We start from the raw sequence: 23,564 nt of genomic DNA, 5'->3' as shown, positions 1-23,564 counted from the left end.
CTCGGTCGGGCGGCGCGCTGATGCCCGCGCGCGCCGTCGCGCCGCGCCGCGACGATTCCGTGCGCAACTGGCTGGAACAGACGGTCGGCACGGTGGATTTCCTCGCCCATGTCGACCGCGAGCTGCGCTTTCTGTATGTGTCCGACGCCAGCCTGCGCTTCATCGGCTACCACCGCGACTACCTGCACACGCTGACGCTGCGCGACCTGATCGCCGAACAGGATACCCCGGCGCTCGAAGGGTTGCTTGCACGCGCCGCCCGTTCCGGCCAGGTCGAGAAGGCGACGATGTGCATCGTCAAGTCGCTCACCTACCCGCTGGACGTCGAGATCCGCGCGTTCAAGAGCCGCCACCACGGCGTCGACGGCTTCGCGATCGCGGCGTTCGACGTGTCGTCGTGGCGCGCGCTCGAGGCACGCCTCACGTACGAAATGCACCACGACCCGATGACGGGCCTCGACAACCTGTCCGCGCTCGTGCCGGCGCTGATGCGCGCGCAGCAGACCGCCGACGAGCACGGCACCTGCGCGGCGCTGCTGCTGCTCGACCTCGACGACTACCAGCGGATCAACCGCGCGCTCGGCTACGACGCGGGCGACACGCTGCTGCGCGAGACCGCGCAGCGGCTGAAGGCGCTCGTCACGCCGAACGAACGGCTCGCGCGCGTCGCGAGCGACAAGTTCGCGGTCGTGCTGAACGCACCGGACCGCGCGCAGGCGAGCCAGGCCGCCGACGCGCTCGCGCGCCGGCTGCAGGCCGCGGTGCGCGAGCCCTACGTGTACCACGGGCAGACCGTGCACCTGTCCGCGAGCATCGGCATCGCGCTCTACCCCGACGAACGTGCCGCGCCGCATCGGGCACAGCACCACAGCCCGCTGCTGCGCCGCGCCGACCACGCGCTCTCGCAGGCGAAGGCGTCGGGCGGCAACGCGCTCGCGTTCCATGCGCCCGTCGACGATCCGGCCGACGCCGAACGCCTCAAGCTCGAAGCCGACCTGTACGACGGCGTGCGCAACGGCGAGTTTTCGCTCCATTTCCAGCCGATCACGCGCAGCCAGTCGGGCGCGGTGGTCGGCGTCGAGGCGCTGATCCGCTGGCGCCATCCGGTGCACGGCCTCGTGCCGCCGGCCACCTTCATCCCGCTCGCCGAATCGATCGGCCTGATCAACTACCTCGGCAACTGGGTGCTCAAGGCCGCGTGCATGCAGCTCGTCGCCTGGGACGGCCAGGGGCTCGCGCTGCAATACGTGGCGGTCAACGTGTCGCCGCAGCAGTTCCGCGATCCGCGCTTCACGCAGAGCGTGCGCGAGGCGATCGCGCTGACGGGCATCGACCCGCGCCGCATCGTGCTCGAAATCACCGAAAGCCTGCTGATGCACGACCCCGCGCACGCGAAGGTGCTGCTCGAGGAGCTGACCGATCTCGGCATCCGCTTCGCGATCGACGATTTCGGCACCGGCTATTCGAGCCTCGCCTATCTGCAGCGCTTCCCGCTCGCGAAGCTGAAGATCGACCGCAGTTTCGTCGAGAACCTGCTGACGTCGCGCAACGATCGCGCGATCGTGTCGGCGGTGGTCGGCCTCGCGCAGACACTGGATCTCGAGCTCGTCGCCGAAGGCGTCGAGACCGAGGCGCAGCGCGAGCTGCTGACGGAGATGGGCTGCAATCACATCCAGGGCTGGCTCGTCTGCCAGGCGCTGCCGTCCGAGGAGCTCGCGCGGCGCTTCGAGGCGCAGCAGCTGCACCTGCACGCCGCCGCCTGACGCGCGGCGAACCGGACAGATCCGTATGTCAACCACCGAATACCTGCCCCGCACCGCGCTGCTCGACAAGCTGTGGGCCCGGATGAACGAACGGGGCGATTTCCCGCTGCTGTCGGAATCGCTGCGCGCGACGATGGCCGCGATGAAGAACGACGACCTCGACTTCACCGCGCTCGTGCGCGTCGTGCTGTCGGACTTCGCGCTCACGCAGAAAGTGTTGCGGCTCGCGAACTCCGCGATGTACATGGCGTTCGGCGGCAACATCACCACCGTGACCCGCGCCCTGATGGTGCTCGGCATGGACGCCGTCGGCCATCTCGTGGTCGGGCTGAAGCTCGTCGACCATTTCCACCAGAGCACGCCGCGGCGCATCGACGCGAAGCTGGAGCTGAACCGCGCGCTGCTGTCCGGCTGCGTCGCGCGCAAGCTCACCGAGCGCGCCGAACTGCGCTCGGGCGAGGAAGCCGTCGTCTGCACGCTGATGCGCCAGGTCGGCAAGCTGCTGGTGGTCTGCTATCTCGACAGCGAGTGGGACCGCATCCGGCGCCGCGCGGCCGAGCTGAACGGCGACGAATCGGCGGCCTGCGTCGACGTGCTCGGCGTCGGCTTCGACGAGATCGGCCTCGAGGCGGCCGCGCGCTGGCGGCTGCCCGACGTGATCCGTGCCGGGATGGCCGACGACGATCACGCGGCGCACGCCGACGCGTTCGACGACGAAGACGATGACGCCCGCCACCCGGAGCCGGCCGCCGACGACGGCCCGGCCGAGCGCATCCGCTGGCTGCGCGCGGTCAGTCGCTGTTCGACCGACGTCGCCGGCGCGCTCGTCATGCCCGCCAGCCCGCAGCGCGACGCGCGCATCGCGGCGCTCGCGCTGCACTACGGCGCCGAGCTGGACATGGAATCCGAGGCGCTCGTCGAGATCGCCGAGCGCCTCGCGCGCGAGGAAGCGAGCGACACCGTGATGCGCGAGATCGTCGAGCTGCGTGCGAACGCCGATGCGATCGCACGCGCGCAGGCCGAACCCGAGGCCTGCCTCGAAGCCGGCCTGGCCGACCTGCGCGCGCTGCCGTCCGAGCACGTGCTGACGCCGGTGCTCGCGCTCGCGTCGGAAAGCCTGCTGGCCGGCCTCGCGTTCACGCGCACCGTGATGTTCGTGCGCCACGACGACGGCACGTTCGCCGCGCGCCTCGGCTTCGGCCCCGGCGTCGATACGACGCTCGACCGGCTACGCTTCGACGAGCGCTTCGAGCCGGACGTGTTTCATCTCGCGATCACGAACTCGGTCGGCATCTTCATCGAGCAGGCGCAGGAGCCGAAGATGGTGAAGCGCCTGCCCGCGTGGTATCTCGACGCGTTCGACGACACGCGCGCGTTCGTGCTGCTGCCCGTGCGGGTCGGCACGACGACCGTCGCGCTGCTGTACGGCGACTGGGCCGGCGCGCAACCCGCGCGCAAGATCTCGCAGCAGGAGATGGCGGTGCTCAACGAACTCGCGCGCGAACTGGGGCGGTTCTTTCCCGCGCCGGCCGGCTGACGGCCGGCGCGCCTCCGGCGTTTTCGCTTCCCCAAAAGCAAACCGGCCGCATCTGAACTGACCCCACGAAGTTGGACGGTTAAAAGCTAAGCGGCCAAGGGCTGAGTCCTGTATTGCACGGGACTCAGCCCATTTAATTTCAGCTTGATGCGTTCGTGGTTGTAGTAGTGGATGTAACGGCTCAACGCATCTCGCAACTGCTCCACGCTCGCAAAGCGCGTCAGCCGATAGCACTCGGATTTCAGCGTGCCGAAGAAGCTCTCCATGGCTGCGTTATCAAGGCAGTTGCCTCTGCGCGACATGCTCTGGGTGAGCGCATGCTGCTTCAACAGCCGACGGTAGGCGGGCATCTGATACTGCCAGCCTTGATCCGAATGCAGTAACGGCCGTCCTTCATCATCGAGCTTGGCCAACGCCTTCTTCAACATGCAGCTGACCAACTCGAAGCTCGGGCGCTCATCCATTTGGTAAGCGACGATCTCCCCGTTGTACAAGTCCATCACCGGCGATAGATAGAGCTTTTGGCCCTCTACATTGAATTCGGTCACGTCGGTCACCCACTTCTGATTCGGGCGTTCAGCATCAAACTGACGCCGCAGTAGATTCGGGGCAACGCGGCCGACTTCGCCTCGCCAGGAACGATATCTCTTTGGGCGCACCAGAGATTTCAATTGCAGCTGTCCCATCAACCGTTGCACGGTCTTGTGGTTGATCGCATCTCCGGTCTGCCGGATCGCCGCCGTGATTCGCCGATAGCCGTAACGGCCCTTGTGGTGGTCGTATACGGTCTGGATCTTCGCTTTGAGATTCGCATACCGATCGCCGGCAGCCAATGCCTTGAGCTGGTAATAGAACGTGCTGCGCGCCAGGCCTGCCGCCTTCAGGAGCGCAGCTACCGGATGACACTGCCTGAGCTCACGCACTATTTGCGCTTTTTCCTGGGCGCTGCCTGCTTCTTGGATTGCAGCAGCGCATCGAGCTTTTTTAGGTATGCCACCTCCGCGCGCAAATACACGATTTCCTTGAGCAGTTCCTCGCGGCTCGGCTCTTTCTGCACGGTATCGTCGAGGGATTTCGGTGGTGGTGAGGTGGTCATTTTCGGGGGGCGCCCTCGGCGACGAGGCGCCAACGCATCTATACCGCCCTCATGATACAGACGCTCCCAGATCGGGATGCTTCGTTCATTGCGGATGCCGAATAGCGCTGCCACCTGCGCATACGACAGCTCATCGCGCCGCATCCGCTGAAGGACTGACAACTTGAATCGCGCGTCGTAGTGGCTGTGCTTCTTGCGCAGCCCCTGTTCACCATGCTCGCGATAGCTCGCCACCCAACGTCGCACCATCGTCCTGCCCACTCCGTAACGGTGAGCAAGTGTCTTGGTGCCGGCCTCTCCAGCCAGGTACGCCTGAACCACTCGACGCCGAAAACGTTCGTCGTACTTCGTCATGAAAAACACCCCAAAGGTTGGATCTAGTCCAACTTTTGGGGTGCAGTTCAATCAGCGGCCGGTTTTTTTGCAGCATGCGCGCGAACGCAACGCTTACTTGAGCGTGACGGGCACGCTGAAATACTTCTTCGCGAGGTTGTCGATCGTGCCGTCGGCCTTCAGTTCCTTCAGCGCCTGATCGAGCGCCGTCTTCAGCGCCGCGTCGTTCTTGCGCAGGCCGAAGCCGACGCCCGAGCCGAGGATCTCGGTGTCGCTGACCGTGCCGCCCGCGAACGCGAAACCCTGGCCTTGCGGCTTCGTCAGGAAGCCCTTCGAGCCGGCTTCCGAATCCTGGAAGGTCGCGTCGAGACGGCCCGACTTCAGGTCGGCATACGCCAGATCCTGCGTCTGGTACGGCACGACTTCAACGCCGGCCGGCGCCCACTTCTTCTTCGCGTACGCTTCCTGGATCGTGCCCTGCAGCACGCCGACGCGCTTGCCCTTCAGCGATTGCGGGGTCGGCAGCAGGCCGCTGCCCTGCTTCGCGATCAGCTGGTTCGGAATCGTGTAGATCGGATCGGTGAACGCGATCGCGTGCTTGCGCTGGTCGGTGATCGTCATGTCCGAGTTGATCGCGTCGAACTTGCGCGCCTGCAGCGCCGGGATCAGGCCGTCGAAGTCGTTCTCGACCCACACGCACTTGGTCTTCAGCTTCGCGCACACCGCGTTGCCGATGTCGATGTCGAAGCCGGTCAGCTTGCCGTCGGGCGTCTTGTATTCGAACGGTGCGTACGAGGCCTCGACGCCGAACCGGATCTCCTTCAGATCCGCGGCAAACGCGCTGCCTGCCGCCACGGCCGATGCCGCCACCACCGCATGCGCGGCCACTTTACGCCAATCCAACTTCATCTGGTGTTCTCCTCGATACTCGAATGTTCCGGAACTACGGGCGCTTGCATCATTGCAGGGTCGGATGACCACGACAATGCGGCTGCCGCGCCGTGATGCGGCGCAACAGCCGCAAGGCCGCGATTGTACCAATCCGCGCGGCCCGATATGGCAAAGCGGGCGGCGCGACGCGATGCTGCGCTGCGTGCCCGGCGGCCGCCGCGCGCCCCGTCGAACTTGCAAGACGGTGTCGCAAATACGCAAGCGTGGCGCGTGCGCCGGCCGTGCGGCGGGCAGGTGTTATCGCAAAAAATGAATGGGCCGCGAGACGATGCGCGGGCTGCGAGTCGCCGCAGCCCGCCCGATCGCACCCTGATCAGACGAGTGCGGCCAGCGTGTCGCGTGTCGTATCGACGACGAGCAGGCCCGCGCGCAGGCCCGGCTTCACGGTCGGATTCGGAAAGACGATCCGTTCCTCGTCGTGCGTCACCGTGTAGCGGTAGTCGCCGTCCTGCGCGAGCACCGTTCCGCGCGCGAACGCGGTGAAGTTCGCGACGTCGGCCGCGACGAACAGCTCGAGCGCGTCGCTCTGCTTCGTGATCTGGTCGATCACCGTGAAGACGCGCGGCAGCGACGGATGGCCGCCCCGCGGATGGCCGCCCCCGGCGTCGACTTCCGCCCGCCCACCCGACACGAGCTTGCGCACCGCGCGGTCGGCCGGCGCGAAGCGCGCCAGGTCGTTCTGGCCGAACGGCCGCACCTTGCCGAGTTCCAGCGTGCACGCGAGCGCGCCGCAATGCTCGGCCGTGAAATGCGAATACGTATTGCCCTTCGCCGTGTGCAGCAGCACGGCCGCGATGCGTGCATCGCCGAGCCATTCGATCATCGCGCGCGTCGGCGGCGTGCCCGTGTGCGGCAGCAGCGCGAACTGCTCGAACACCGATGCGCGAATCGCCGTATGCATGTCGATGTGCCAGCGTGCGCTGCCCGCCGGCGCCGCCGCGAAGAACGCGGCCGCGGCCGCTTCGAGCTGCGCGGCGCGCGGCGCTTCGCGGCTCGCGGGCACCTGCGCGTGACGGCCGCTGAACAGGCGGTTCAGGTCGTCGTCGAGATAGCGTTCGCCCGCGCGCATCGCCGGCACGTTGCCGAGCACGACGAGCAGCCGGCATGCGAGCGGCAGCGCACCCGCGGCGAGATCGCGCACCAGCATCGACAGCAGTTCGATCGGCGCCGTCTCGTCGCCATGCACGCCGGCCGACACGAGCACGCTCGCGCGCGCCGCGGCGTCGGCCGCCGCCGGTTCGAACGCGAGCAGCCCGTCGCCGAGCCATTGCCAGCGCACCGCGCCGCCCGCGCAGGCGCCGTCCCGTTCGGCTGGCGCGTCACCGGCCAGCGTGAACGCGAGAAAGTCGTCGAGCAGCGCGGCGGCCGGCATCCGTGCCTCAGCGCTGGAAGTCATACAGCGAACCGACGCGCAGGATCTGCGTGAGCTCGTCGAGCGCCGTGCGCGATTCGTCGAGCAGCGCCGGATCGGCGAGGTCTTCCGGTGCGAGGCGATCGCGATAGTGCTTGTCGATCCACGCGTCGAGCGACGCGAACAGCGTGTCGTTGATCCACACGTTCGACGTGACGGCCGCGCGCTCCGCTTCGTTCAGCACGACGCGCAGGCGCAGGCACGCCGGGCCGCCGCCGTTCTTCATGCTTTCGCGCAGGTCGAACACGAGCACGTCGTGAATCGGGCCGTTGCCGGCGGCAAGCTGGTCGAGATAGGCGGCGACGTTCGCGTTCTCGCGGCACTCCTGCGGCACGACGAGTACCTGCGAGCCGTCCGCGCGCGACAGCAGCTGGCTGTTGAACAGGTACGACGTCACCGCGTCGTTCACGCTCACCGCCGCGTCCGGCACTTCGATCACGTTCAGGCGCGCACCGCGTGCGTCGAGCGCGGCGGTCAGCGTGTCGTAGATCGCCTGCTTGTTGACGAACGCGCGTTCGTGCGTGAATAGCGTGTCGCGGTTGCCGACCGAGATCACGTCGTTGTGGAACACGCCCGCGTCGATCACGTCCGGGTCCTGCTGTGCGTACACCGTCGCTTCCTCCGCGAGCCCGTGGCGATGCGCGACCGCGCGGCTCGCCTCGAAGGTCTGGCGGGCCGGGAAACGCTTCGGCTCGGGGCCGCGACGGTATTCGGCACGGCCGTACACGAAGAATTCGATGCCCGGCTTGCCGTATTCGGCGCAGAAGCGCGTGTGGTTCGCCGCGCCTTCGTCGCCGAGCGCCGGCGTGCCGGTCAGTGCTTCATGCACCGCGAAGTGCGCGGGGTCCGCAAACAGCGTCGACAGCGTGCGGCGCGTCGCTTCGTGCTCGATCGCGCGATGCAGCTTGCTGCACAGGTTCGCCGGCGTGAAGTGCACGCGGCCGTCGCTGGTGTCCGCCGACGGGCTGACGGTGGCCGCGTTCGCGGTCCACATCGCCGACGCCGAGCTCGCCGCGGCGAGCAGTTCGGGCGCCTGCTTCGCGGCCTTCGCGATCACGTCCGCGTCCTTGCCCGAGAAGCCGAGCTCGCGCAACAGGCGCAGCGACGGCCGCTCCTGCGGCGGCAGCACGCCTTGCGCGAAACCGAGATCCGCGAGCTGCTTCATCTTGCGCAGGCCCTGCTTCGCGGCGGCCTTCGGGTTCGCGGCCGACTTCTCGTTGTTCAGCGACGCCACGTTGCCGAACGACAGCCCGGCGTAGTTGTGGGTCGGGCCGACGAGCCCGTCGAAATTGGCTTCTTGTGCGTTCATCGTCGTTCCCTCGATCAGAAATGCAGGCCCGGCGACAGGCTCGCGGGCAAAGTCAGTTGCGTGCTTTCCACCGACGCCATCGGATACGCGCAATAGTCGGCCGCGTAGTACGCGCTCGGGCGATGGTTGCCGGAGCGGCCCGTGCCGCCGAACGGCGCGGCGGACGATGCGCCGTTAGTGGGGCGGTTCCAGTTGACGATCCCGGCGCGGATCGTGCGGCGGAAGTGCTCCCACACCTTCGGGTCGTCGGCCAGCAGGCCGGCGGACAGGCCGAACGCCGTGTCGTTCGCGCGCTCGATCGCGTCGTCGAGCGTCGTGTAGCGGACGACCTGCGCGAGCGGGCCGAAATGTTCTTCGTCGGGCAGGTTCGCGACCCCCGTCACGTCGACGATCGCCGCGTTCACGAAGCCCAGGCGCGGATCGCGCTGCGTCATCGCGATGATCGGCTTCGCGCCCCGCTCGACGAGGCGCGACTGCGCGTCGACCAGCTTCGCGGCCGCGCGGGCCGAGATCACTGCGCCCATGAACGGCTGCGGATCGGCGTCGAACACGTCGGCCGTGATCTTCGACGTGACGTCGGCGAAACGCGCGAGGAAGCGGTCGCCGAACGCGCCCTGCGGCACGAAGATGCGGCGTGCGCACGTGCAGCGCTGGCCAGCCGACAGGAACGCCGACTGGATCGTGTGATGCACGGCCGCGTCGACGTCCTCGACCTCGCCGATCACGAGCGGGTTGTTGCCGCCCATCTCGAGCGCGAGCACGATTTCCGGACGGCCGCCGAACTGCTTGTGCAGCAGCGTGCCGGTGTCCGAACTGCCGGTGAAGAACAGCCCGTCGATCTGCCGATGATTCGCGAGCGCGATGCCGGTGTCCTTCTCGCCCTGCACGAGGTTCAGCACGCCGGGCGGCAACCCGGCTGCCTGCCACACCTCGACCGTCGCGCGCGCGACGCCCGGCGCAAGTTCGGACGGCTTGAACACGACCGTGTTGCCGGCGATCAGCGCCGGCACGATATGACCGTTCGGCAAGTGGCCGGGGAAGTTGTACGGGCCGAACACCGCGACGACGCCGTGCGGGCGGTGACGCAGCACCGCGACGCCGTCGGCCATGTCCTGGCGCTTCTCGCCGGTGCGCTCCTGATACGCCTGGATCGAGATGCCGACCTTCGCGGCCATCGATGCGACTTCGGTGCGCGCTTCCCACAGCGGCTTGCCCGTCTCGCGGCCGATCGCGGTCGCGATCGCTTCCTTGCGTTCGGTGAGCAACGCGGCGAAGCGCTTGACGATTTCGCAGCGTGCCTCGAAGTCGAGCGCCGACCAGCCGGCGAACGCGCGGCGCGCGCTCGCGACCGCACGGTCGACGTCGGCCGCCGATGCGCTGTCGCCCTGCCAGGCCACAGCGTCGGTGCCCGGGTTGCGCGAAGCGAAGACGGGGCCCGAGCCTGCGACCCAGGCGCCGTCGATGAAGAGTTCCGTCATGATTCGTTTATCCCTGTTTGACTTTGAGCGGCAGCACGCGGACCGGATCGCCGGCCTTCACGTCGAGCGCGACGGCATCGTCGGCCGACAGCACGAACGAGCCGTTCGCGACCACGCCCGGCGCGACGCCGACGCGGAAGTCGCCGAGCGACGTGTTCGACACGAGCGACTTGGGGGCATCGTCCCGCGCGTCGGGCACGCCGATCGCGACCGGTACGACGACGCTCTCGCGCACCGTGCGCAGGTCGTTGACGTGGCATTCGAGCACGGGGCCCGCGTCGAAGATGTCGACGTGATTCTGGTAACGCAGCCCCTCCGCTTCGAGCATCTTGCGGGCCGGCAGCGTATCGCGGTGCGTGAGGCCGACCGCGTCCTGCGCGTCCTGCGGCAGCAGGTCGACGTACACCGGGTAACGCGGCATCAGTTCCGCGAGGAACGACTTGCGGCCGTGCGAGCTGAGGTAATCGGCCGCGTTGAAATCGATCTGGTAGAAGTGCGAACCGACCGCGCGCCAGAACGGCGACGTGCCGTCCTCGTCGAAGTGGCCGCGCAGTTCCGCGCAGATGCGCTCCGGAAAGCGGTCGCGGAATTGCGCGATGAACATGAAGCGCGAGCGCGACAGCAAGCCGCCGACGCCGCCCGTGCGATAGCGCGGGCTCAGGAACAGCGAGCACACTTCCGCGTAGCCCGTCAGGTCGTGCGAGATGTTCAGCGCCGACATCCGCGTCCACACGCCGAGTTCCTGGCTCGCATGCACGACCGTGCTCACGCGGTAGTTGTAGAACGGCTGCTCGAGGCCGACCTGCGTTTCGATCCCGCACACGCCCGCGATGTCGCCCGTCTTCGATTCTTCCATCACGAAGAAGTAGCCGGCCTCACCCGGTGCGGCCTTGCCCTCGAGCGTGCGGCGCGAGCGTTCGATGCGCGCGGCGAGCGCGTCGCGGTCGGGCTTGAACGTGGTCAGGCCCGGCCCGGTTTCCTGCGCGAGCGACACGAGCGCGTCGACGTCGCCCGTTTGTACGACCCGAACGACGATCATGCTGCGTCTCCCTTCAAATCTTCATCGTCGCGGCGGTGCAGCGGCACGCAGCGCACGACATCGCCTTCCTTCACATCGAGCGCCGCGCGCACGTCGCCGGCCAGCGGCGCGTCGGTGCCGCGCGCGTCGGCCGTGTCGCCCGGCAGGTCGGCCAGCACGCAGCGGAACGACTCGCCGCTGCCCGTCGACACCATGTACGCGACGTCGCCCCGCTGGTGCGCGGCCTCGCGCACGACGCGCTCCGACGCCTGCTTCACGCACGCGGTGCGGTCGACCTGGGCGGTCAGCACCGGGCCCGCGTCGAAGATGTCGACGAAGCGGTCGGGCTCGAAGCCTTCCTCGAGATGGATGTCGTACGCGAGCAGGGCCGTTTCGTTCGGCTCGCCGAGCACGCGCTGCGCGGCTTCGGGCAGCAGCGGCACGTAGAGCGGATAGGCCGGCATCACTTCCGCGATGAACGTGCGGCTGCGGCCGCCCGAGGCGATGTCGACGTCGGTGAAATTACGGCCGAAGAACTTGCGGCCCACCGCTTCCCAGAACGGTGATGCGCCGTTGCCATCGCTCACGCCGAGCAGCAGCGTGAACACTTCCGGCGTGAAGCGGCGGCGGTTCGCGGCGATGTACATCATCCGGGCGCGCGAGATCAGGTGCGCGGCCGCATCGCCGCGCAGCGACGGATCGACGTAGAAGCCCGCGAGCCGGCTCTTGCCGGTCAGCTCGTGCGACATCGTGAGCGCGTGGATCTTGCGGTTCACGTGCAGCTCGCGCGACGCGTGGATCAGCGCGTCGTTGCGAAACGCGTAGAACGGTTCCGAGTAGCCGGCCGCGGCCACGATGCTCGCCGTGCCGAGCAGCTTGCCGGTCGACGAATCCTCGAGCACGAAGAGGTAGAACTCCTCGCCGGCGAAATCGACGTCCGCGCGAAACGAATCCTCGGAGAGCGCCACACGCGCTTCGAGCGCCGCGCGGTCGTGCGGCAGCGAGTGCAGGACCGGCTGCGCGGTGCGCGCCATGTGCGCGAGCGCATCGAGATCCGTGAGTTTGCCGGGGCGAACAAATAGCATCGTCGTTCCTGTCTGCGATGGGCGCGCCGATCAGCGCGCGGTGGCTTCCTGGGCCGCGAGCACCTGCTCGACTGCCTTCTCGAAGCGCTTCACGCCTTCGTCGAGCAGGTCGAACGGAATCACCAGCGACGGGACGAAGCGCAGCACGTTCGGGCCGGCGATCAGCATGATCAGCCCGTTCTCCGCGGCGGCGGTGACGAAGTCCTTCGCGCGGCCGTCGAAGGCGGCGGTGAGTTCCGCGCCGACCAGCAGGCCCTTGCCGCGCACGTCCTTGAAGATGCCGAAGCGTGCGTTGATGCGTTCCAGCGCGCCCTTCAGGCGCACGCTGCGTTCGCGCACGCCTTCGAGCAGTGCCGGGTCGCCGATCAGTTCGACGACCTTGTCCGCGATCGCCGATGCGAGCGGGTTGCCGCCGTACGTCGTGCCGTGCACGCCGACCTTGAAGTGCGCGGCCAGTTCGTTCGTCGTCAGCATCGCGCCGATCGGGAAGCCGTTGCCGAGCGCCTTGGCGGTCGTCAGGATGTCCGGCGTGACGCCCGTGTCCATGTACGCGTAGAACTGGCCCGTGCGGCCGACGCCCGTTTGCACTTCGTCGAAGATCAGCAGGGCGTCGTTGGCGTCGCACGCTTCGCGCAGCGCTTTCAGGAACGCCGGATCGGCGGGGATCACGCCGCCCTCGCCTTGCACCGGTTCGACGATCACCGCGCAGGTTTTCGGGCCGATCGCGGCCTTCGCGGCTTCGATGTCGTTGAACGGCAGGTGCTTGATGCCTTGCGGCACCGGGCCGAAGCCTTCCGAGTATTTCGGCTGGCCGCCGACGCTGACCGTGAAGAACGTGCGGCCGTGGAACGACTGCACGAACGACACGATTTCGTACTTATCGGCGCCGTGGTGGTCGAACGCGACGCGGCGTGCGAGCTTCAGTGCGGCTTCGTTCGCTTCCGCGCCCGAGTTCGCGAAGAAGGCACGGTCGGCGAAGGTCAGCGCTTCCAGGCGCTTCGCGAGGCGCAGCACCGGCTCGTTCGTGTAGCCGTTGCCGATGTGCCAGAGCTTGCGGCCTTGTTCGTCCAGCACCTTCAGCAGTTCCGGGTGGCCGTGGCCGAGCGACGTCACCGCGATGCCGCACGCGAAATCGATGTACTCGCGGCCGGCCGTGTCCCACACGCGGGAGCCCTCTGCGCGATCCGGCACGAACGGGGCGGGAGAAAATACCGGCACCATCACTTCGTCGAATGTCTGGCGGGTCACGGTCGAGGTCGTCATGGTCGTTCCTTTCGGTTTCGTAAGAGGGTTCAACAGGATCAAGTTTAGGTAAGGGTGACGCAAGCGTCTTGCGGAATTGCGACGGGTTCTATCGGAAGGTTTTGGTTTTGCCCTTTAGGGCCGGGCGGGGCGGCTGCGCCGTGTCGGTATTTTGGGGCTTTTTCTCTCTTGTCTGGGGGTTGCTTCCGGTGTCGTGAAGTACCTGTGATCGTGTCGGTCTATTAGCGTCGCCCCTGCGCGGGGCAGCGGTCACTTTTCTTTGTCTTGCCAAAGAAAAGTAACCAAAAGAAAGGCGCTCAGATATCGCATGACCTCCCGGTGCCATGGCGTCCCAGGTGGTCCGCACAAAAGTGTCCGCGCCAGTCAGGAATCCGGAGTGGTTCGAGCAATGGTTCTGACACCACTGCCTACCCCACGGAGCGGTATACCGCCCCCTAGCTCCGTCCTCGCTTCGCTCGGCCGACACGGACAGCCCCATTGGGGCAGCTCAGGCACCAAGTTCGGCAACGCCCTGCAAGCAATGGCGCAACGCCCAAACAACGTACCCAGCATGCGCGACTCAACCACCTCGGCATCTCTAACAATTTGAGATGGCCTCTTGCACCGCGCGATTACGATCGTGACTTTCCGAGGAGTCAACCAATGAATAGAAGAATTGCAGTCGTCGGCGATAGCCTGTCAAGCGGCGGAACAATCAGCCCATATGGCGGACCACGGTTCCTGGTACGCGGACATCAGGCCGCCTTGATTGGCGGTAGTGCCTTCTGCAGCGCATGCCAGAGCACCGGTGTCATCGCAAAGGCGGGCGGCCCATACCGACTCAAGTTCCAGGGCGAAGTCGCACTCGATCACGATATTGTCGTGTGTGACTGCTCCACTCCGCCCAGCATTATCGCGCTACTTGCAGGTGAAGCGTGGTGTGATGACGGGTTGAAGGGTTTCGGGGAAGTCGTTTCGAACCGCACGACAACGGGCGGCATCGCGTCGGTCAAGAAAGGCGCATTTGACGAACAGGTCGAAGCAAAAATCAGTAGCGGCATTACCGACGATCTACAAGGCTATCCCTATTACATCGAGACGGCAGACGGACGTATCCATTCCGGCTTCCTCGATGCAAGTGGCGAGCTACCGCGCGTCCATACCGGCGACGGATCGGCAGATTACACCGTCTATTGGGGCGACGAAGCCATTGCAAAAAAGGACAGCGGGGTACGCCATGCCTAATCCGCCTATCAAGGTCCGCACGAACAACACACCGAAATCAACGAAGCCAGTTCAGCTTCGAGCGCTGTCCTTTCAGGAGCTCTGGACCGCGTATCCGAAGAAAGCCCCCTATGACGACCCCACTGGCGAATATGAGAATCAATGCGCCATTCGCATGAGCGTCACGTTTCACGGCATCGGAAGCGACATGAAGTCGTTTTCTCAAAACGTGTTGAAGCCGATGCCCGGCAAGAAAACACTGGGCCGCCTGATACTCGGCGGCAAAGCAACGGCGACGCGCGCTTACGAGCTGGCTGAATGGTTGAAACTTCGGCCGTTCCTCGGGCTGGGCAAACCCGAAAACATCACCGGCCCGGAGTGGCAAGACAAGGTAAAAGGTCGAACCGGTATCATCTACTTTTTCGGCTACTGGCGTCAGGATGGCGACTCATCCGACTCCCTGAGCGGTGGACATATCGATCTCTGGAACAAAGACACACTTACGCCATCCGTTGTGAGTTTCTTACGCTTCCGCATCGGCATGTCGCGATTCCGAAACCCACTGACGAACAACAGCTGGTTCTCCGACCTTGCCAATTCCAAAGAAATCCTCTTCTGGGAAGTGAAATGAAGCGTATGGCGCTGGCTGTACTGGGGTTCGCATGGGGCCTGCTCGTCACATGGGCGACCATCTACGCCCTCAACCACATCCACTGGCCCGAAGCAAAATCGCATGCGACAGGCTGCAACGACATGGAGCACTGCACGTCTCACGCGAAGTTCTTGACGGGCATGTTAATCATGCTGCTGTGGCCGGCTGTCACATGCGCGGCATTAAACGCTATTGCGTACAAGCGCTGGTCGGGCCGTCGCTGGGGAAGCGTATTTTTCGGTGTAACGCTGCTCGCCGCGCTGTTCTATAGCAAGCCGTACGTCGTACCGTACATAGGTCTTGCTGGCTGACTGCGGCCCTACTCTTGCTTATCAAGTGTGCGCCGGCCTCGCTCATGTGTCGCTCGCGTTGGCGCAAGCCACTGCAAAGTCACCGCCCGCCTTGAAGTACCTTGCAGCCGAGCGCAGCGAGGATGGAGCTAGCGGACGGTATACCACTCCGTGGGGTAGCGAGTGGTGTCAGAACCATTGCTCGAACCACTCCGGATTCCTGACTGGCGCGGACACTTTTGTGCGGACCACCTGGGACGCCATGGCACCGGGAGGTCATGCGATATCTGAGCGCCTTTCTTTTGGTTACTTTTCTTTGGCAAGACAAAGAAAAGTGACCGCTGCCCCGCGCAGGGGCGACGCTAATAGACCGACACGATTGCAGGTGCTTCACGCCAACCGCGGGCGGACCACCAAACAAACCCAAGTCAAAACCCAACCTCAATCTTTCCCGCGCTCGACGAGCGCCCCACCCCGAGGCTCACTGCCCCCGCCGGTCTGCTTCTCGAGCCACGCCCGCCGATCTTCCCGAGGCGTAACCCCAAACCTTTCGCGATAAGCGTTAGAAAAGTGCGCAGCAGAAGAAAACCCACAGGCGAGAGAAACCTGAACGACGGACTTACTAGTCCGCTGCAACTGCGTGCGAGCCTTGAGCAACCGAAGATTGAGGTAATACTTGGAGGGCATCGCACCGAGATACTGTCGAAAGAGCCGCTCCAACTGCCGCCGCGACACGCCGACCAACCCGGCGATCTCATCGGTAGTAAGCGGATCCTCGACATTGGCTTCCATCAAAAGCAACGCGTCATTCAACCGAGGATGCCGCTCCCCCGGAGCAGTAACAAAGGGAATCCGCTGCCGCTCCTCGCCGCTGCGCAGCGTGCCGACCCCGAGCGCATCGGCAATCCGCTCCGCGAGATCCGCCCCATGTTCCCGGCCAATCATGGCCAGCATGAAATCGACGGTCGCCTGCCCGCCGGCGCAGGTCGCCCGATCGCGATCGATCTCGAAGATCTGCTGCGTGACGATCGACCGCTCGAACTGCTCGGCGAACTGCTGATACGTCTCCCAGTTCACGCTCACGCGATACCCGGAAAGCTGCCCCGCCATCGCGAGCCACCACACGCCGTGATGAATGCCGGTCACGACCGGCGTGCGCTGCCCGACCCGCGCGAGACTCGCGAGAAACAGCCGGTAATCGGCGAACTGCTGAAACCGCTCGGACACGACGATCAACCAGTCGCACGCGATCGCGTCGTTGAACGCCGCATCGGCATGCCACTGCGCACCACCCGCGAGCGGCACCGGCCGCCCGTCCCACGAACACACCTGCCAGCGGTACAGAAGCCGCCCGTCGATCTCGTTCGCGAGATTCAGCGCATCGACGATCGGCCCCACGCCCGACATCGACACGGGCGGCAATGCAACGATCGCCACCTGCGTCGTGCGGGTGGCGCCTGCGGGACGAGACACCGGTACCACGGCTGAAACCTGCCCTGTCGCGTTACTTGAGACTGCCCGACAGGAATTGCTTGAGCCGCTCGCTCTGCGGCCGCACCAGCACTTCCTTCGGATCGCCCTCTTCCTCGGTCCGCCCCTGATGCAGGAACATCACGTGGTTCGACACGTTGCGCGCGAAACCCATCTCATGCGTGACGACGATCATCGTGCGCCCTTCCTCGGCCAGCTTCTGCATGACCTTCAGCACTTCGCCGACGAGCTCCGGATCGAGCGCGGACGTCGGTTCGTCGAACAGCATCACGTCCGGATGCATCGCCAGCGCCCGCGCGATCGCCACGCGCTGCTGCTGGCCGCCCGACAGATGCGACGGATATTGCTTCTCGACGCGCGGCGGCAAACCGACCTTCTCGAGATACTCGCGTGCGCGGTCCTCGGCTTCCTTCTTCGAAATGCCGAGCACGTGCACGGGCGCTTCCATCACGTTCTCGAGCACGTTCATGTGCGCCCACAGGTTGAAGTGCTGGAACACCATCGCGAGCTTCGTGCGGATGCGCTGCAACTGCTTGTGATCGGCGACTTCGAGCGCGCCGGCGCGATCGGTCTTGGTGCGCACGGCCTCGCCGTCAACGACGATCTGCCCCGCATTCGGCCGCTCGAGAAAATTGATGCAGCGCAGGAACGTGCTCTTGCCCGAGCCGCTCGCGCCGATGATGCTGATGACGTCACCGGCCTTCGCGTTCAGCGACACGCCCTTGAGCACCTCGTTGTCGCCATAGCGCTTGTGGATGTCGACCGCGGCCAGCTTGACGGAAGCGGACGCGCTCGTTTGGGTGATCTCGGCCAACTGGCTCTCCTCGAAGTAATTCAATGACGGGCGGCCGCGAGGTACGCGAGCCAGTGGCGCTCCGCGCGGCGAAACGCCGCGACGAGTGCGAACGATACCGCAAGATAGATCAGCGCGGCGATTCCGAACGACTGGAACGCCATGTAGGTCGCGGAATTGGCGTCGCGCGCGACCTTCAGAATGTCCGGCACGGTCGCGGTGAATGCGACGGTCGTCGCGTGCAGCATCAGGATCACCTCGTTGCTGTACAGCGGCAGCGCGCGGCGCAGCGCCGACGGCAGGATCACGCGGCGGTACATCGTGAACGGCGACATCCCGTACGCGCGTGCCGCCTCGACCTCGCCGTGCGGAATCGCACGGATCGCACCGGCGAAGATCTCGGTGGTGTACGCGCAGGTGTTCAGCGCGAACGCGAGGATCGCGCAGTTGAAACCGCTGCGGAAGAACGCGTCGAGCAGCGAGTGCGAGCGCACGAACTCGAGGCTGTACATGCCCGTGTACATCAGCAGCAACTGCACGTAGAGCGGCGTGCCGCGGAACACGTACGTGTAGAACCGCACGGGCATCGACACCCACTTGTTCCTCGACACGCGCGCGACCGCGAGCGGCACCGCACACACGAAGCCGAGCGAAATCGATGCCACGAGCAGCCACAGCGTCACCGCGAGGCCGGACAGGCGCTGGCCGTCCCAGAAAAGGAACGCCTTGCCGAATTCCTGGAGGATCTCGATCATAGTTCTGCGTGCCGCACGCCCATGGAATAACGCTTCTCGAGCTGGATCAGCACGAGGTTGGAGACGGTCGTGATCGCGAGATAGATCAGCGCCGCGACGAGGATGAAGAAGAACATGTTGAACGTGCTCTTGCCGGCGTCCTGCGCGGCCTTCACGACGTCCGCGAGACCGATGATCGACACCAGCGCGGTCGCCTTCACGAGCACCTGCCAGTTGTTGCCGATGCCCGGCAGTGCAAAGCGCATCATCTGCGGAAACATGATCCGCACGAACACGCGCGCGCCGCTCATCCCGTAAGCCGAGCCGGCTTCGAGCTGGCCGCGCGGCACCGACAGGAACGCGCCGCGGAATGTCTCGGTGAAGTACGCGCCGTAGATGAAGCCGAGCGTCAGCACGCCGGCCACGAACGGATCGATGTCGATCTGGTTCCAGCCGACGAGGTCGGTGAACTGGTTCAGCCAGATCTGGATGCTGTAGAACAGCAGCAGCATCAGCACGAGATCGGGCACCGAGCGGATCAGCGTCGTATAACCGGTCGCGATCGCTCGCAGCACCCGGTTGTGCGACAGCTTCGCCACCGCGCCGATCAGCCCCAGCGCCACCGCAGTGGCGAGCGACAGCACCGACAGCTCGATGGTCTGCACGGTGCCGGCCCAGAGGACCGGACCAAAGCCGTAAAGGAACACGCGCGTCTCCAGAGTTGGAATGAATGCCGACGCGACTGCCTGTCCCGCGCCGGGTTGACGCGGATAGTCGCAAGCGAAATTGATTGCCTCAAATCACCGTACGGGCGATTGCTGCGTCGCAACAATTCATCCCACCATTTGCGCATACGACCTACGCCGCTGTTTCAAAAGGAAAAAACCCGCTCCCTGACAGTCTCATGACACGCCGGGAAGCGGGTTTTTTGCAATTTTCCGGTCGCTTTTTCGATATAGCGCCGGACGGGCCATCGGGCCGAACATGCACGTCCTGGCCCGCCACAGCCTCGGCTGGCAGACGCGCATGAACGACGCGCTGCGCGACCGGCTGAAGAAGCGCCGCGCGTAAACGTCAGCGCCCTTTCAGGATGTCGGAGCGCGACGTCGTATAAACGAGCCCGTCCGGGCCGAAATGGACGTTGAAGAACGCGTCGGTGTTGACGCCGTCCTCGAGCCAGCGCCAGCTCCAGACCGTCTCGGGCTTCAGCGGATACTGCGCGATGTCGCCGGGCTTGCCGAGCAGCCGCCGCACCTCGTCCTCGTCCATCCCCGGGCGCACTTTCGCGAAGTTCTCGGCGGTCAGCACCTGCGTCGCGCCCGTGTAGCGCCCGTTCGCATCGAGATCGACGAACCAGGTCTGGTTGCCCATCGGGCCGCGCGGATATTCGAGACGCTTCGAGCCGTCGGTGAACGTACGCTCGGTCTCGGGCTTGCCCATCGTGCCGCGCACGTCGGCCTCGGTCGATTCGCCGACCTTCAGCCCCTTCAGCAGCAGCGGCGCGGGCTTGATCGCATTGAAGAAGTCCCCGATACGTTGCACGTCGAGATGGCCTTGGTCGTCACAACCGGTTAGCGCCAGCGCGGCGGCCAGCATCGTCACGGAAAGCAGCCGGAAACGGAAAATCATCGGAAGGGTTGCGCGTCGAGAAAACACGCGGCAAGGATACCCGCGCGACGCCAAAAGCGCGAGACGGGCCGTGTGGCCCGTCCCGGATTCAATGCGTCGTTTCGGTTTCGGTCCGGGTTTCGGTCGCCCGGTTCGCCGGCGGCGCCGTGCGCGGCCCGGCCGGCGATCCGCCCAGCCGGCGGCGCGTGCGCACCAGCTCGGCAAGCTGCCACGAGCCGAGCGCGAGGCAGCCGAACAGCACTTCGCGGCCGCGCTTGACGACCGCGAGCGACAGCGCCGTCTCGCGATCGACGCCGAACATCTGCGCGAGCAGCACGACGGTCGCTTCCTGCACGCCCAGTCCGCCCGGCACCATGAACGCCGCGTGCCGCACCGCCTGCGTCATCGCCTCGATCGCGATCGCGCCGCCGATCGACACCGGATGGCCGAGCAGCGCGAGCGCCCAGTGAATCTCGAGCGCGCCGAGCACGTAGCCGGCCAGTTGCCAGAAGAAGGCGCTGAACAGCAGGCCCGTGCGCGACATCAGCGAATCGATGTCGGCGTCGAGCCGGCGGCCGTCGACACCCTGCAGCAGCCGGTGCGAATCGCCGAGCAGGCGGCCCGCGAAACGCTCGATCGCGTGGAAGATGCCGCCGCGCCGCATCAGCACGACGCCCAGCACCGGCAACGGCAGCGTCAGCAGCAGCGCGAGGCCGATCGTGCCGCCGCCCATGTTGTCGGTCGTCGCGAGCAGCAGCACGAGGCCGAGCGCCGCGAACGCATACTGCACCACGATCGTCACCAGCACCTCGACGATCACCGACGCGGTCACGCGGCTCGCGTCGGGCACCTGCCAGCGCGCGAGCCGGATGCCGACGATCTCGCCGCCGATCCCGACCACGGGCAGCAGCCGGTTCACGGCCTCGCGCACGGTCGCGATCCACCACAGGAACGGCAGCGAACTGCGCCGGTCGAGCAGCAGGTGCCATGCGTATGCATCGAGCAGCAGCGGCAGCGCGTGGAACGGCACGAGCCACAACAGTGCGTAGCCGGCGCGCGCGAGCATCTGCGACACGTCGCCGACGCCTTCGTGCAGCCCCAGCGCGAGCAGGATGCCGATGCCGATCGGCCAGCCGAGCCACTTGATCCACTTGCTCATGACGGCTGCGCTCCCGGTGCGCGCGACGCCTGCGCGCCGCGTCGCGCCGCCGGCCCGCCGAACACGTCGGCAAACCCGCCGGTCGCGACGCCCGCCGCCTTCAGCGCGGCCGCGACGCGCGGCGACAGCAGCGCCTCGAGCTCGTCGACCGGACGGTAATCGGCCATCGTCGGCGTGATCGGGCCGTCGCCGGCCTCGGCCGGATGACAGTAGATCTCGCCGACGCCCGCCGGCAGCTTCGCGAGCGCGTCGAGCAGCACGGCCTCGTCCATCGCGCCCGTATGCTCGATCCCGACCACGTAGTCGTTGTGCGCGAGCCCCGCGCGGTCGAGCCGCGCGCGCACCAGCGCGATCCACGGCTTGAGCAGCGCGGGCGCGCTCGTTTCGTACGGCAGCCGCACCGCGCGCAGCCCGTAGTCGCGGCCGATCTCGATGATCATCGACAGCACGGTCGGATGCAGGTGGAAATGCTTGTGCGCGTTCACGTGGTCGAGCGGCAGGCCGCTCGCCGCGAACGCGTCGAACTGCGCACGGATCTCGCGGCGCAGTTGCGCGCGCACGTGCGGCAGGAAGAAGAAGCGACAGCCGTCCTTCGCCATCGCGTCGCCGAATCGCCCGTCGGGGCCGACGAGCGCGGGAATCTCATGCGCGGGCAGCGTGGCCGGCCCGTCCGCGAGCACCAGATGCAGGCCGACCGCGAGCGACGGCAGCCGCCGCGCGCGTTCGATCGCATCCTGCGCGGCGCTCGCGCCGACCATCAGGCTGGCGGCGTTCAGCACGCCGTCGCGGTGCGCACGCTCGACCGCCGCGTTGACGCGCGGGTGCAGCCCGAAGTCGTCCGCGGTGAAGATCAGCGCCCGCGCCGCCCGCTGCGTCGCCACCGATCAGGCCTCGTGCGCGCGCAGGAAACGGAAGAACTCGACGCCTTCGCGCAGGCGGCGCTTCATCATGTCCCAGCTCGTCAGCATCTCGCGCACGATTTCCCAGATCTTCGACGGACGGAAGTAGAACTGGCGATAGAACTGCTCGAGGTGGTGATAGATCTCGTCGCGCGACAGGTGCGCATAGCCGATCGCCGCGAGCTGCACGCCTTCCTTGCTCACCAGGTTGATGGTCTTGTTCTCTTCCATCCAGCCGTTTTCGACGGCCTGCTTGTAGAGCGTCGTGCCCGGATACGGCGCGGCGAGCGACACCTGGATCGTGTGCGGATTGATTTCCTTCGCGTACTCGATCGTCTTCTTGATGGTCTCCTGCGTCTCGCCCGGCAGGCCGAGGATGAAGGTGCCGTGGATCTTGATGCCGAGCTTCTTGCAGTCCGCGCTGAAGCGGCGCGCGAAATCGGTGCGCACGCCCTTCTTGATGTTCACGAGAATCTGGTCGTCGCCCGATTCGAAGCCGACCAGCAGCAGGCGCAGGCCGTTTTCCTTCATCACCTTCAGCGTCTTGTACGGCACGTTGGCCTTCGCGTTGCACGACCACGTGATACCGAGCTTGCCCAGGCCGATGGCAATGGCTTCGGCGCGCGGCAGGTCGTCGGTGAAGGTGTCGTCGTCGAACATCAGCTCCTTCACTTCCGGCATGTTGTCGCGGATCCACTTCGCTTCCGCGAGCACGTTCTCGACCGAGCGCGTGCGGTAGCGATGGCCGCTGACCGTCTGCGGCCACAGGCAGAACGTGCAGCGCGACTTGCAGCCGCGGCCCGTGTAGATCGAGACGTACGGATAGTTCAGGTAGCCGATGAAGTAGTTGTCGATCTTCAGGTCGCGCTTGTAGACGGGCGCGACGAACGGCAGTTCGTCCATGTTCTCGAGGATCGGACGCGCTTCGTTGTGCTCGATCGAGCCGTCCTTCGCGCGCCAGCTCAAGCCCTTGATCTCCGCGAACGGCTTGCCTTCGGCGAGTTCCTTGCAGGTGAAGTCGAACTCCTCGCGGCACACGAAGTCGATGGCCTCGCTCGCCGTGAGCGAGTTGTGCGGATCGACCATCACCTTCGCGCCGACCATGCCGACCAGCATCGACGGCTTCATCTTCTTGAGATCCTGCGCGAACATCGCGTCGGTCGGGAACGACGGCGTGCTCGTGTGGATGATCACGAGGTCGTAGTCGTTGGCGATCTTCAGCGTCTCCTCGACCGACAGGCCGTCGGCCGGCGCATCGACGACGCGGCTGCCCGGCACGAGCGCGGCCGGCTGCGCGAGCCAGGTCGGGTACCAGAAGGAACGGATTTCGCGCTTCGCCTGATAGCGCGAGCCGGCTCCGCCGTCGAAGCCGTCATACGAAGGGGCCTGCAAGAACAGCGTTTTCATGAATGCTCCGGTAGCCTGCATAGTTCGTTTCGTTACAACGATTCAGTCAAAAAACCGCGGGCCGCCATGCCGGCGCCCGCCTCT

21 protein-coding genes are annotated in these 23,564 nt (G+C 66.0%); 5 read left to right on the top strand and 16 right to left on the bottom strand.

Annotated elements, in window-relative coordinates; translation table 11 throughout:
* Window positions 1-20: 20 nt before the first annotated feature.
* Window positions 21-1,763, top strand: a complete 1,743-nt coding sequence (cdpA, locus tag KU887_RS06000) for a cyclic di-GMP phosphodiesterase CdpA (RefSeq protein ID WP_012492445.1) — start codon at window positions 21-23, stop codon at window positions 1,761-1,763.
* A 25-nt stretch (window positions 1,764-1,788) separates the two neighbouring features.
* Window positions 1,789-3,300: an HDOD domain-containing protein gene (locus tag KU887_RS05995; protein ID WP_258255194.1), complete on the top strand. Its 1,512-nt coding sequence runs from the start codon at window positions 1,789-1,791 to the stop codon at window positions 3,298-3,300.
* An 86-nt stretch (window positions 3,301-3,386) separates the two neighbouring features.
* Here the strand turns inward: KU887_RS05995 and KU887_RS05990 are convergent.
* The 8 genes from KU887_RS05990 to KU887_RS05955 form a co-directional block, all read right to left on the bottom strand.
* A protein-coding gene (locus tag KU887_RS05990) for an IS3-like element ISBcen10 family transposase (protein ID WP_258250486.1) occupies window positions 3,387-4,750 on the bottom strand; the annotation gives its coding sequence in 2 pieces (ribosomal slippage) (window positions 3,387-4,288 and window positions 4,288-4,750; 1,365 coding nt in all).
* Window positions 4,751-4,843: 93 nt separating this feature from the next.
* Window positions 4,844-5,638 carry an ABC transporter substrate-binding protein gene (locus tag KU887_RS05985; protein ID WP_006490898.1) on the bottom strand — a complete coding sequence of 265 codons (795 nt, stop codon included), beginning with the start codon at window positions 5,636-5,638 and terminating at the stop codon, window positions 4,844-4,846.
* A gap of 355 nt (window positions 5,639-5,993) precedes the next feature.
* A complete protein-coding gene (gene astE / locus KU887_RS05980) occupies window positions 5,994-7,052 on the bottom strand; it encodes a succinylglutamate desuccinylase (protein ID WP_258255550.1) in 1,059 nt (352 codons plus the stop codon).
* A 7-nt stretch (window positions 7,053-7,059) separates the two neighbouring features.
* The gene (gene astB, locus KU887_RS05975; protein WP_006488742.1) at window positions 7,060-8,400 is read right to left on the bottom strand and encodes an N-succinylarginine dihydrolase; all 1,341 of its coding nucleotides are present in this window, start codon (window positions 8,398-8,400) and stop codon (window positions 7,060-7,062) included.
* A 14-nt stretch (window positions 8,401-8,414) separates the two neighbouring features.
* Window positions 8,415-9,878, bottom strand: coding sequence for a succinylglutamate-semialdehyde dehydrogenase (gene astD, locus KU887_RS05970; protein WP_194131212.1), 1,464 nt, complete (start codon window positions 9,876-9,878; stop codon window positions 8,415-8,417).
* Window positions 9,879-9,885: 7 nt separating this feature from the next.
* Window positions 9,886-10,917 (bottom strand): arginine N-succinyltransferase, encoded by a 1,032-nt coding sequence (gene astA / locus KU887_RS05965; protein ID WP_006488741.1) that lies wholly within the window; start codon window positions 10,915-10,917, stop codon window positions 9,886-9,888.
* The gene (gene aruF, locus KU887_RS05960) at window positions 10,914-11,981 is read right to left on the bottom strand and encodes an arginine/ornithine succinyltransferase subunit alpha (protein ID WP_006488738.1); all 1,068 of its coding nucleotides are present in this window, start codon (window positions 11,979-11,981) and stop codon (window positions 10,914-10,916) included. The genes astA and aruF overlap by 4 nt, the downstream gene beginning before the upstream one ends.
* 30 nt (window positions 11,982-12,011) lie before the next feature.
* Window positions 12,012-13,244 (bottom strand): aspartate aminotransferase family protein, encoded by a 1,233-nt coding sequence (locus tag KU887_RS05955; RefSeq protein WP_258255193.1) that lies wholly within the window; start codon window positions 13,242-13,244, stop codon window positions 12,012-12,014.
* A 642-nt stretch (window positions 13,245-13,886) separates the two neighbouring features.
* Between KU887_RS05955 and KU887_RS05950 the strand changes: the two genes are divergently transcribed.
* The 3 genes from KU887_RS05950 to KU887_RS05940 are packed head-to-tail and all read left to right on the top strand — an operon-like array spanning window position 13,887 to window position 15,410.
* A complete protein-coding gene (locus KU887_RS05950; protein WP_125333252.1) occupies window positions 13,887-14,468 on the top strand; it encodes a PAAR domain-containing protein in 582 nt (193 codons plus the stop codon).
* Complete coding sequence (locus tag KU887_RS05945) at window positions 14,461-15,078, top strand: type VI secretion system amidase effector protein Tae4 (RefSeq protein WP_258255192.1); 618 nt, start codon at window positions 14,461-14,463, stop codon at window positions 15,076-15,078. The genes KU887_RS05950 and KU887_RS05945 overlap by 8 nt, the downstream gene beginning before the upstream one ends.
* Window positions 15,075-15,410, top strand: coding sequence for a hypothetical protein (locus tag KU887_RS05940; RefSeq protein ID WP_059721516.1), 336 nt, complete (start codon window positions 15,075-15,077; stop codon window positions 15,408-15,410). The genes KU887_RS05945 and KU887_RS05940 overlap by 4 nt, the downstream gene beginning before the upstream one ends.
* A 420-nt stretch (window positions 15,411-15,830) precedes the next feature.
* Here KU887_RS05940 and KU887_RS05935 read toward each other — a convergent pair whose 3' ends face one another.
* The 8 genes from KU887_RS05935 to hpnJ all read right to left on the bottom strand — a co-directional run bounded on the left by KU887_RS05935 (window position 15,831) and on the right by hpnJ (window position 23,501).
* The gene (locus KU887_RS05935) at window positions 15,831-16,871 is read right to left on the bottom strand and encodes a GlxA family transcriptional regulator (protein WP_006488743.1); all 1,041 of its coding nucleotides are present in this window, start codon (window positions 16,869-16,871) and stop codon (window positions 15,831-15,833) included.
* A gap of 22 nt (window positions 16,872-16,893) precedes the next feature.
* Window positions 16,894-17,694 (bottom strand): ABC transporter ATP-binding protein, encoded by an 801-nt coding sequence (locus KU887_RS05930; RefSeq protein WP_006476442.1) that lies wholly within the window; start codon window positions 17,692-17,694, stop codon window positions 16,894-16,896.
* A 20-nt stretch (window positions 17,695-17,714) separates the two neighbouring features.
* Entirely contained in the window at window positions 17,715-18,428 is a 714-nt protein-coding gene (locus tag KU887_RS05925; RefSeq protein WP_006476443.1) for an ABC transporter permease, read from the bottom strand.
* Entirely contained in the window at window positions 18,425-19,114 is a 690-nt protein-coding gene (locus tag KU887_RS05920; RefSeq protein WP_011544981.1) for an ABC transporter permease, read from the bottom strand. The genes KU887_RS05925 and KU887_RS05920 overlap by 4 nt, the downstream gene beginning before the upstream one ends.
* A 367-nt stretch (window positions 19,115-19,481) precedes the next feature.
* On the bottom strand, window positions 19,482-20,036 hold the full coding sequence (locus tag KU887_RS05915) for an outer membrane protein assembly factor BamE (RefSeq protein WP_258255190.1): 555 nt from the start codon (window positions 20,034-20,036) through the stop codon (window positions 19,482-19,484).
* An 88-nt stretch (window positions 20,037-20,124) separates the two neighbouring features.
* Complete coding sequence (locus KU887_RS05910; protein WP_006497701.1) at window positions 20,125-21,174, bottom strand: lysylphosphatidylglycerol synthase domain-containing protein; 1,050 nt, start codon at window positions 21,172-21,174, stop codon at window positions 20,125-20,127.
* A complete protein-coding gene (gene hpnK / locus KU887_RS05905) occupies window positions 21,171-22,055 on the bottom strand; it encodes a hopanoid biosynthesis-associated protein HpnK (protein WP_048989484.1) in 885 nt (294 codons plus the stop codon). The genes KU887_RS05910 and hpnK overlap by 4 nt, the downstream gene beginning before the upstream one ends.
* Window positions 22,056-22,058: 3 nt before the next feature.
* Window positions 22,059-23,501, bottom strand: coding sequence for a hopanoid biosynthesis associated radical SAM protein HpnJ (gene hpnJ, locus KU887_RS05900; protein WP_369718636.1), 1,443 nt, complete (start codon window positions 23,499-23,501; stop codon window positions 22,059-22,061).
* Window positions 23,502-23,564 lie beyond the last annotated feature (63 nt).

The sequence above is a fragment of the Burkholderia sp. EMB26 genome, from assembly GCF_024730645.1.
In the GTDB taxonomy this organism is placed as follows: Bacteria; Pseudomonadota; Gammaproteobacteria; order Burkholderiales; family Burkholderiaceae; genus Burkholderia; species Burkholderia cenocepacia.
The sequence above is the reverse complement of the archived record's forward strand: the minus strand, read 5'-3'. Positions and strand labels throughout refer to the sequence as shown.

Excerpts from the sequence above, each read along its gene's own strand:
- cdpA (WP_012492445.1), top strand. The coding sequence starts at position 21 with ATGCCCGCGCGCGCCGTCGCGCCGCGCCGCGACGATTCCGTGCGCAAC.
- KU887_RS05995 (WP_258255194.1), top strand. The coding sequence starts at position 1,789 with ATGTCAACCACCGAATACCTGCCCCGCACCGCGCTGCTCGACAAGCTG.
- KU887_RS05985 (WP_006490898.1), bottom strand. The coding sequence starts at position 5,638 with ATGAAGTTGGATTGGCGTAAAGTGGCCGCGCATGCGGTGGTGGCGGCA.
- astE (WP_258255550.1), bottom strand. The coding sequence starts at position 7,052 with ATGCCGGCCGCCGCGCTGCTCGACGACTTTCTCGCGTTCACGCTGGCC.
- astB (WP_006488742.1), bottom strand. The coding sequence starts at position 8,400 with ATGAACGCACAAGAAGCCAATTTCGACGGGCTCGTCGGCCCGACCCAC.
- astD (WP_194131212.1), bottom strand. The coding sequence starts at position 9,878 with ATGACGGAACTCTTCATCGACGGCGCCTGGGTCGCAGGCTCGGGCCCC.
- astA (WP_006488741.1), bottom strand. The coding sequence starts at position 10,917 with ATGATCGTCGTTCGGGTCGTACAAACGGGCGACGTCGACGCGCTCGTG.
- aruF (WP_006488738.1), bottom strand. The coding sequence starts at position 11,981 with ATGCTATTTGTTCGCCCCGGCAAACTCACGGATCTCGATGCGCTCGCG.
- KU887_RS05955 (WP_258255193.1), bottom strand. The coding sequence starts at position 13,244 with ATGACGACCTCGACCGTGACCCGCCAGACATTCGACGAAGTGATGGTG.
- KU887_RS05950 (WP_125333252.1), top strand. The coding sequence starts at position 13,887 with ATGAATAGAAGAATTGCAGTCGTCGGCGATAGCCTGTCAAGCGGCGGA.
- KU887_RS05945 (WP_258255192.1), top strand. The coding sequence starts at position 14,461 with ATGCCTAATCCGCCTATCAAGGTCCGCACGAACAACACACCGAAATCA.
- KU887_RS05940 (WP_059721516.1), top strand. The coding sequence starts at position 15,075 with ATGAAGCGTATGGCGCTGGCTGTACTGGGGTTCGCATGGGGCCTGCTC.
- KU887_RS05925 (WP_006476443.1), bottom strand. The coding sequence starts at position 18,428 with ATGATCGAGATCCTCCAGGAATTCGGCAAGGCGTTCCTTTTCTGGGAC.
- KU887_RS05915 (WP_258255190.1), bottom strand. The coding sequence starts at position 20,036 with ATGATTTTCCGTTTCCGGCTGCTTTCCGTGACGATGCTGGCCGCCGCG.
- KU887_RS05910 (WP_006497701.1), bottom strand. The coding sequence starts at position 21,174 with ATGAGCAAGTGGATCAAGTGGCTCGGCTGGCCGATCGGCATCGGCATC.
- hpnJ (WP_369718636.1), bottom strand. The coding sequence starts at position 23,501 with ATGCAGGCTACCGGAGCATTCATGAAAACGCTGTTCTTGCAGGCCCCT.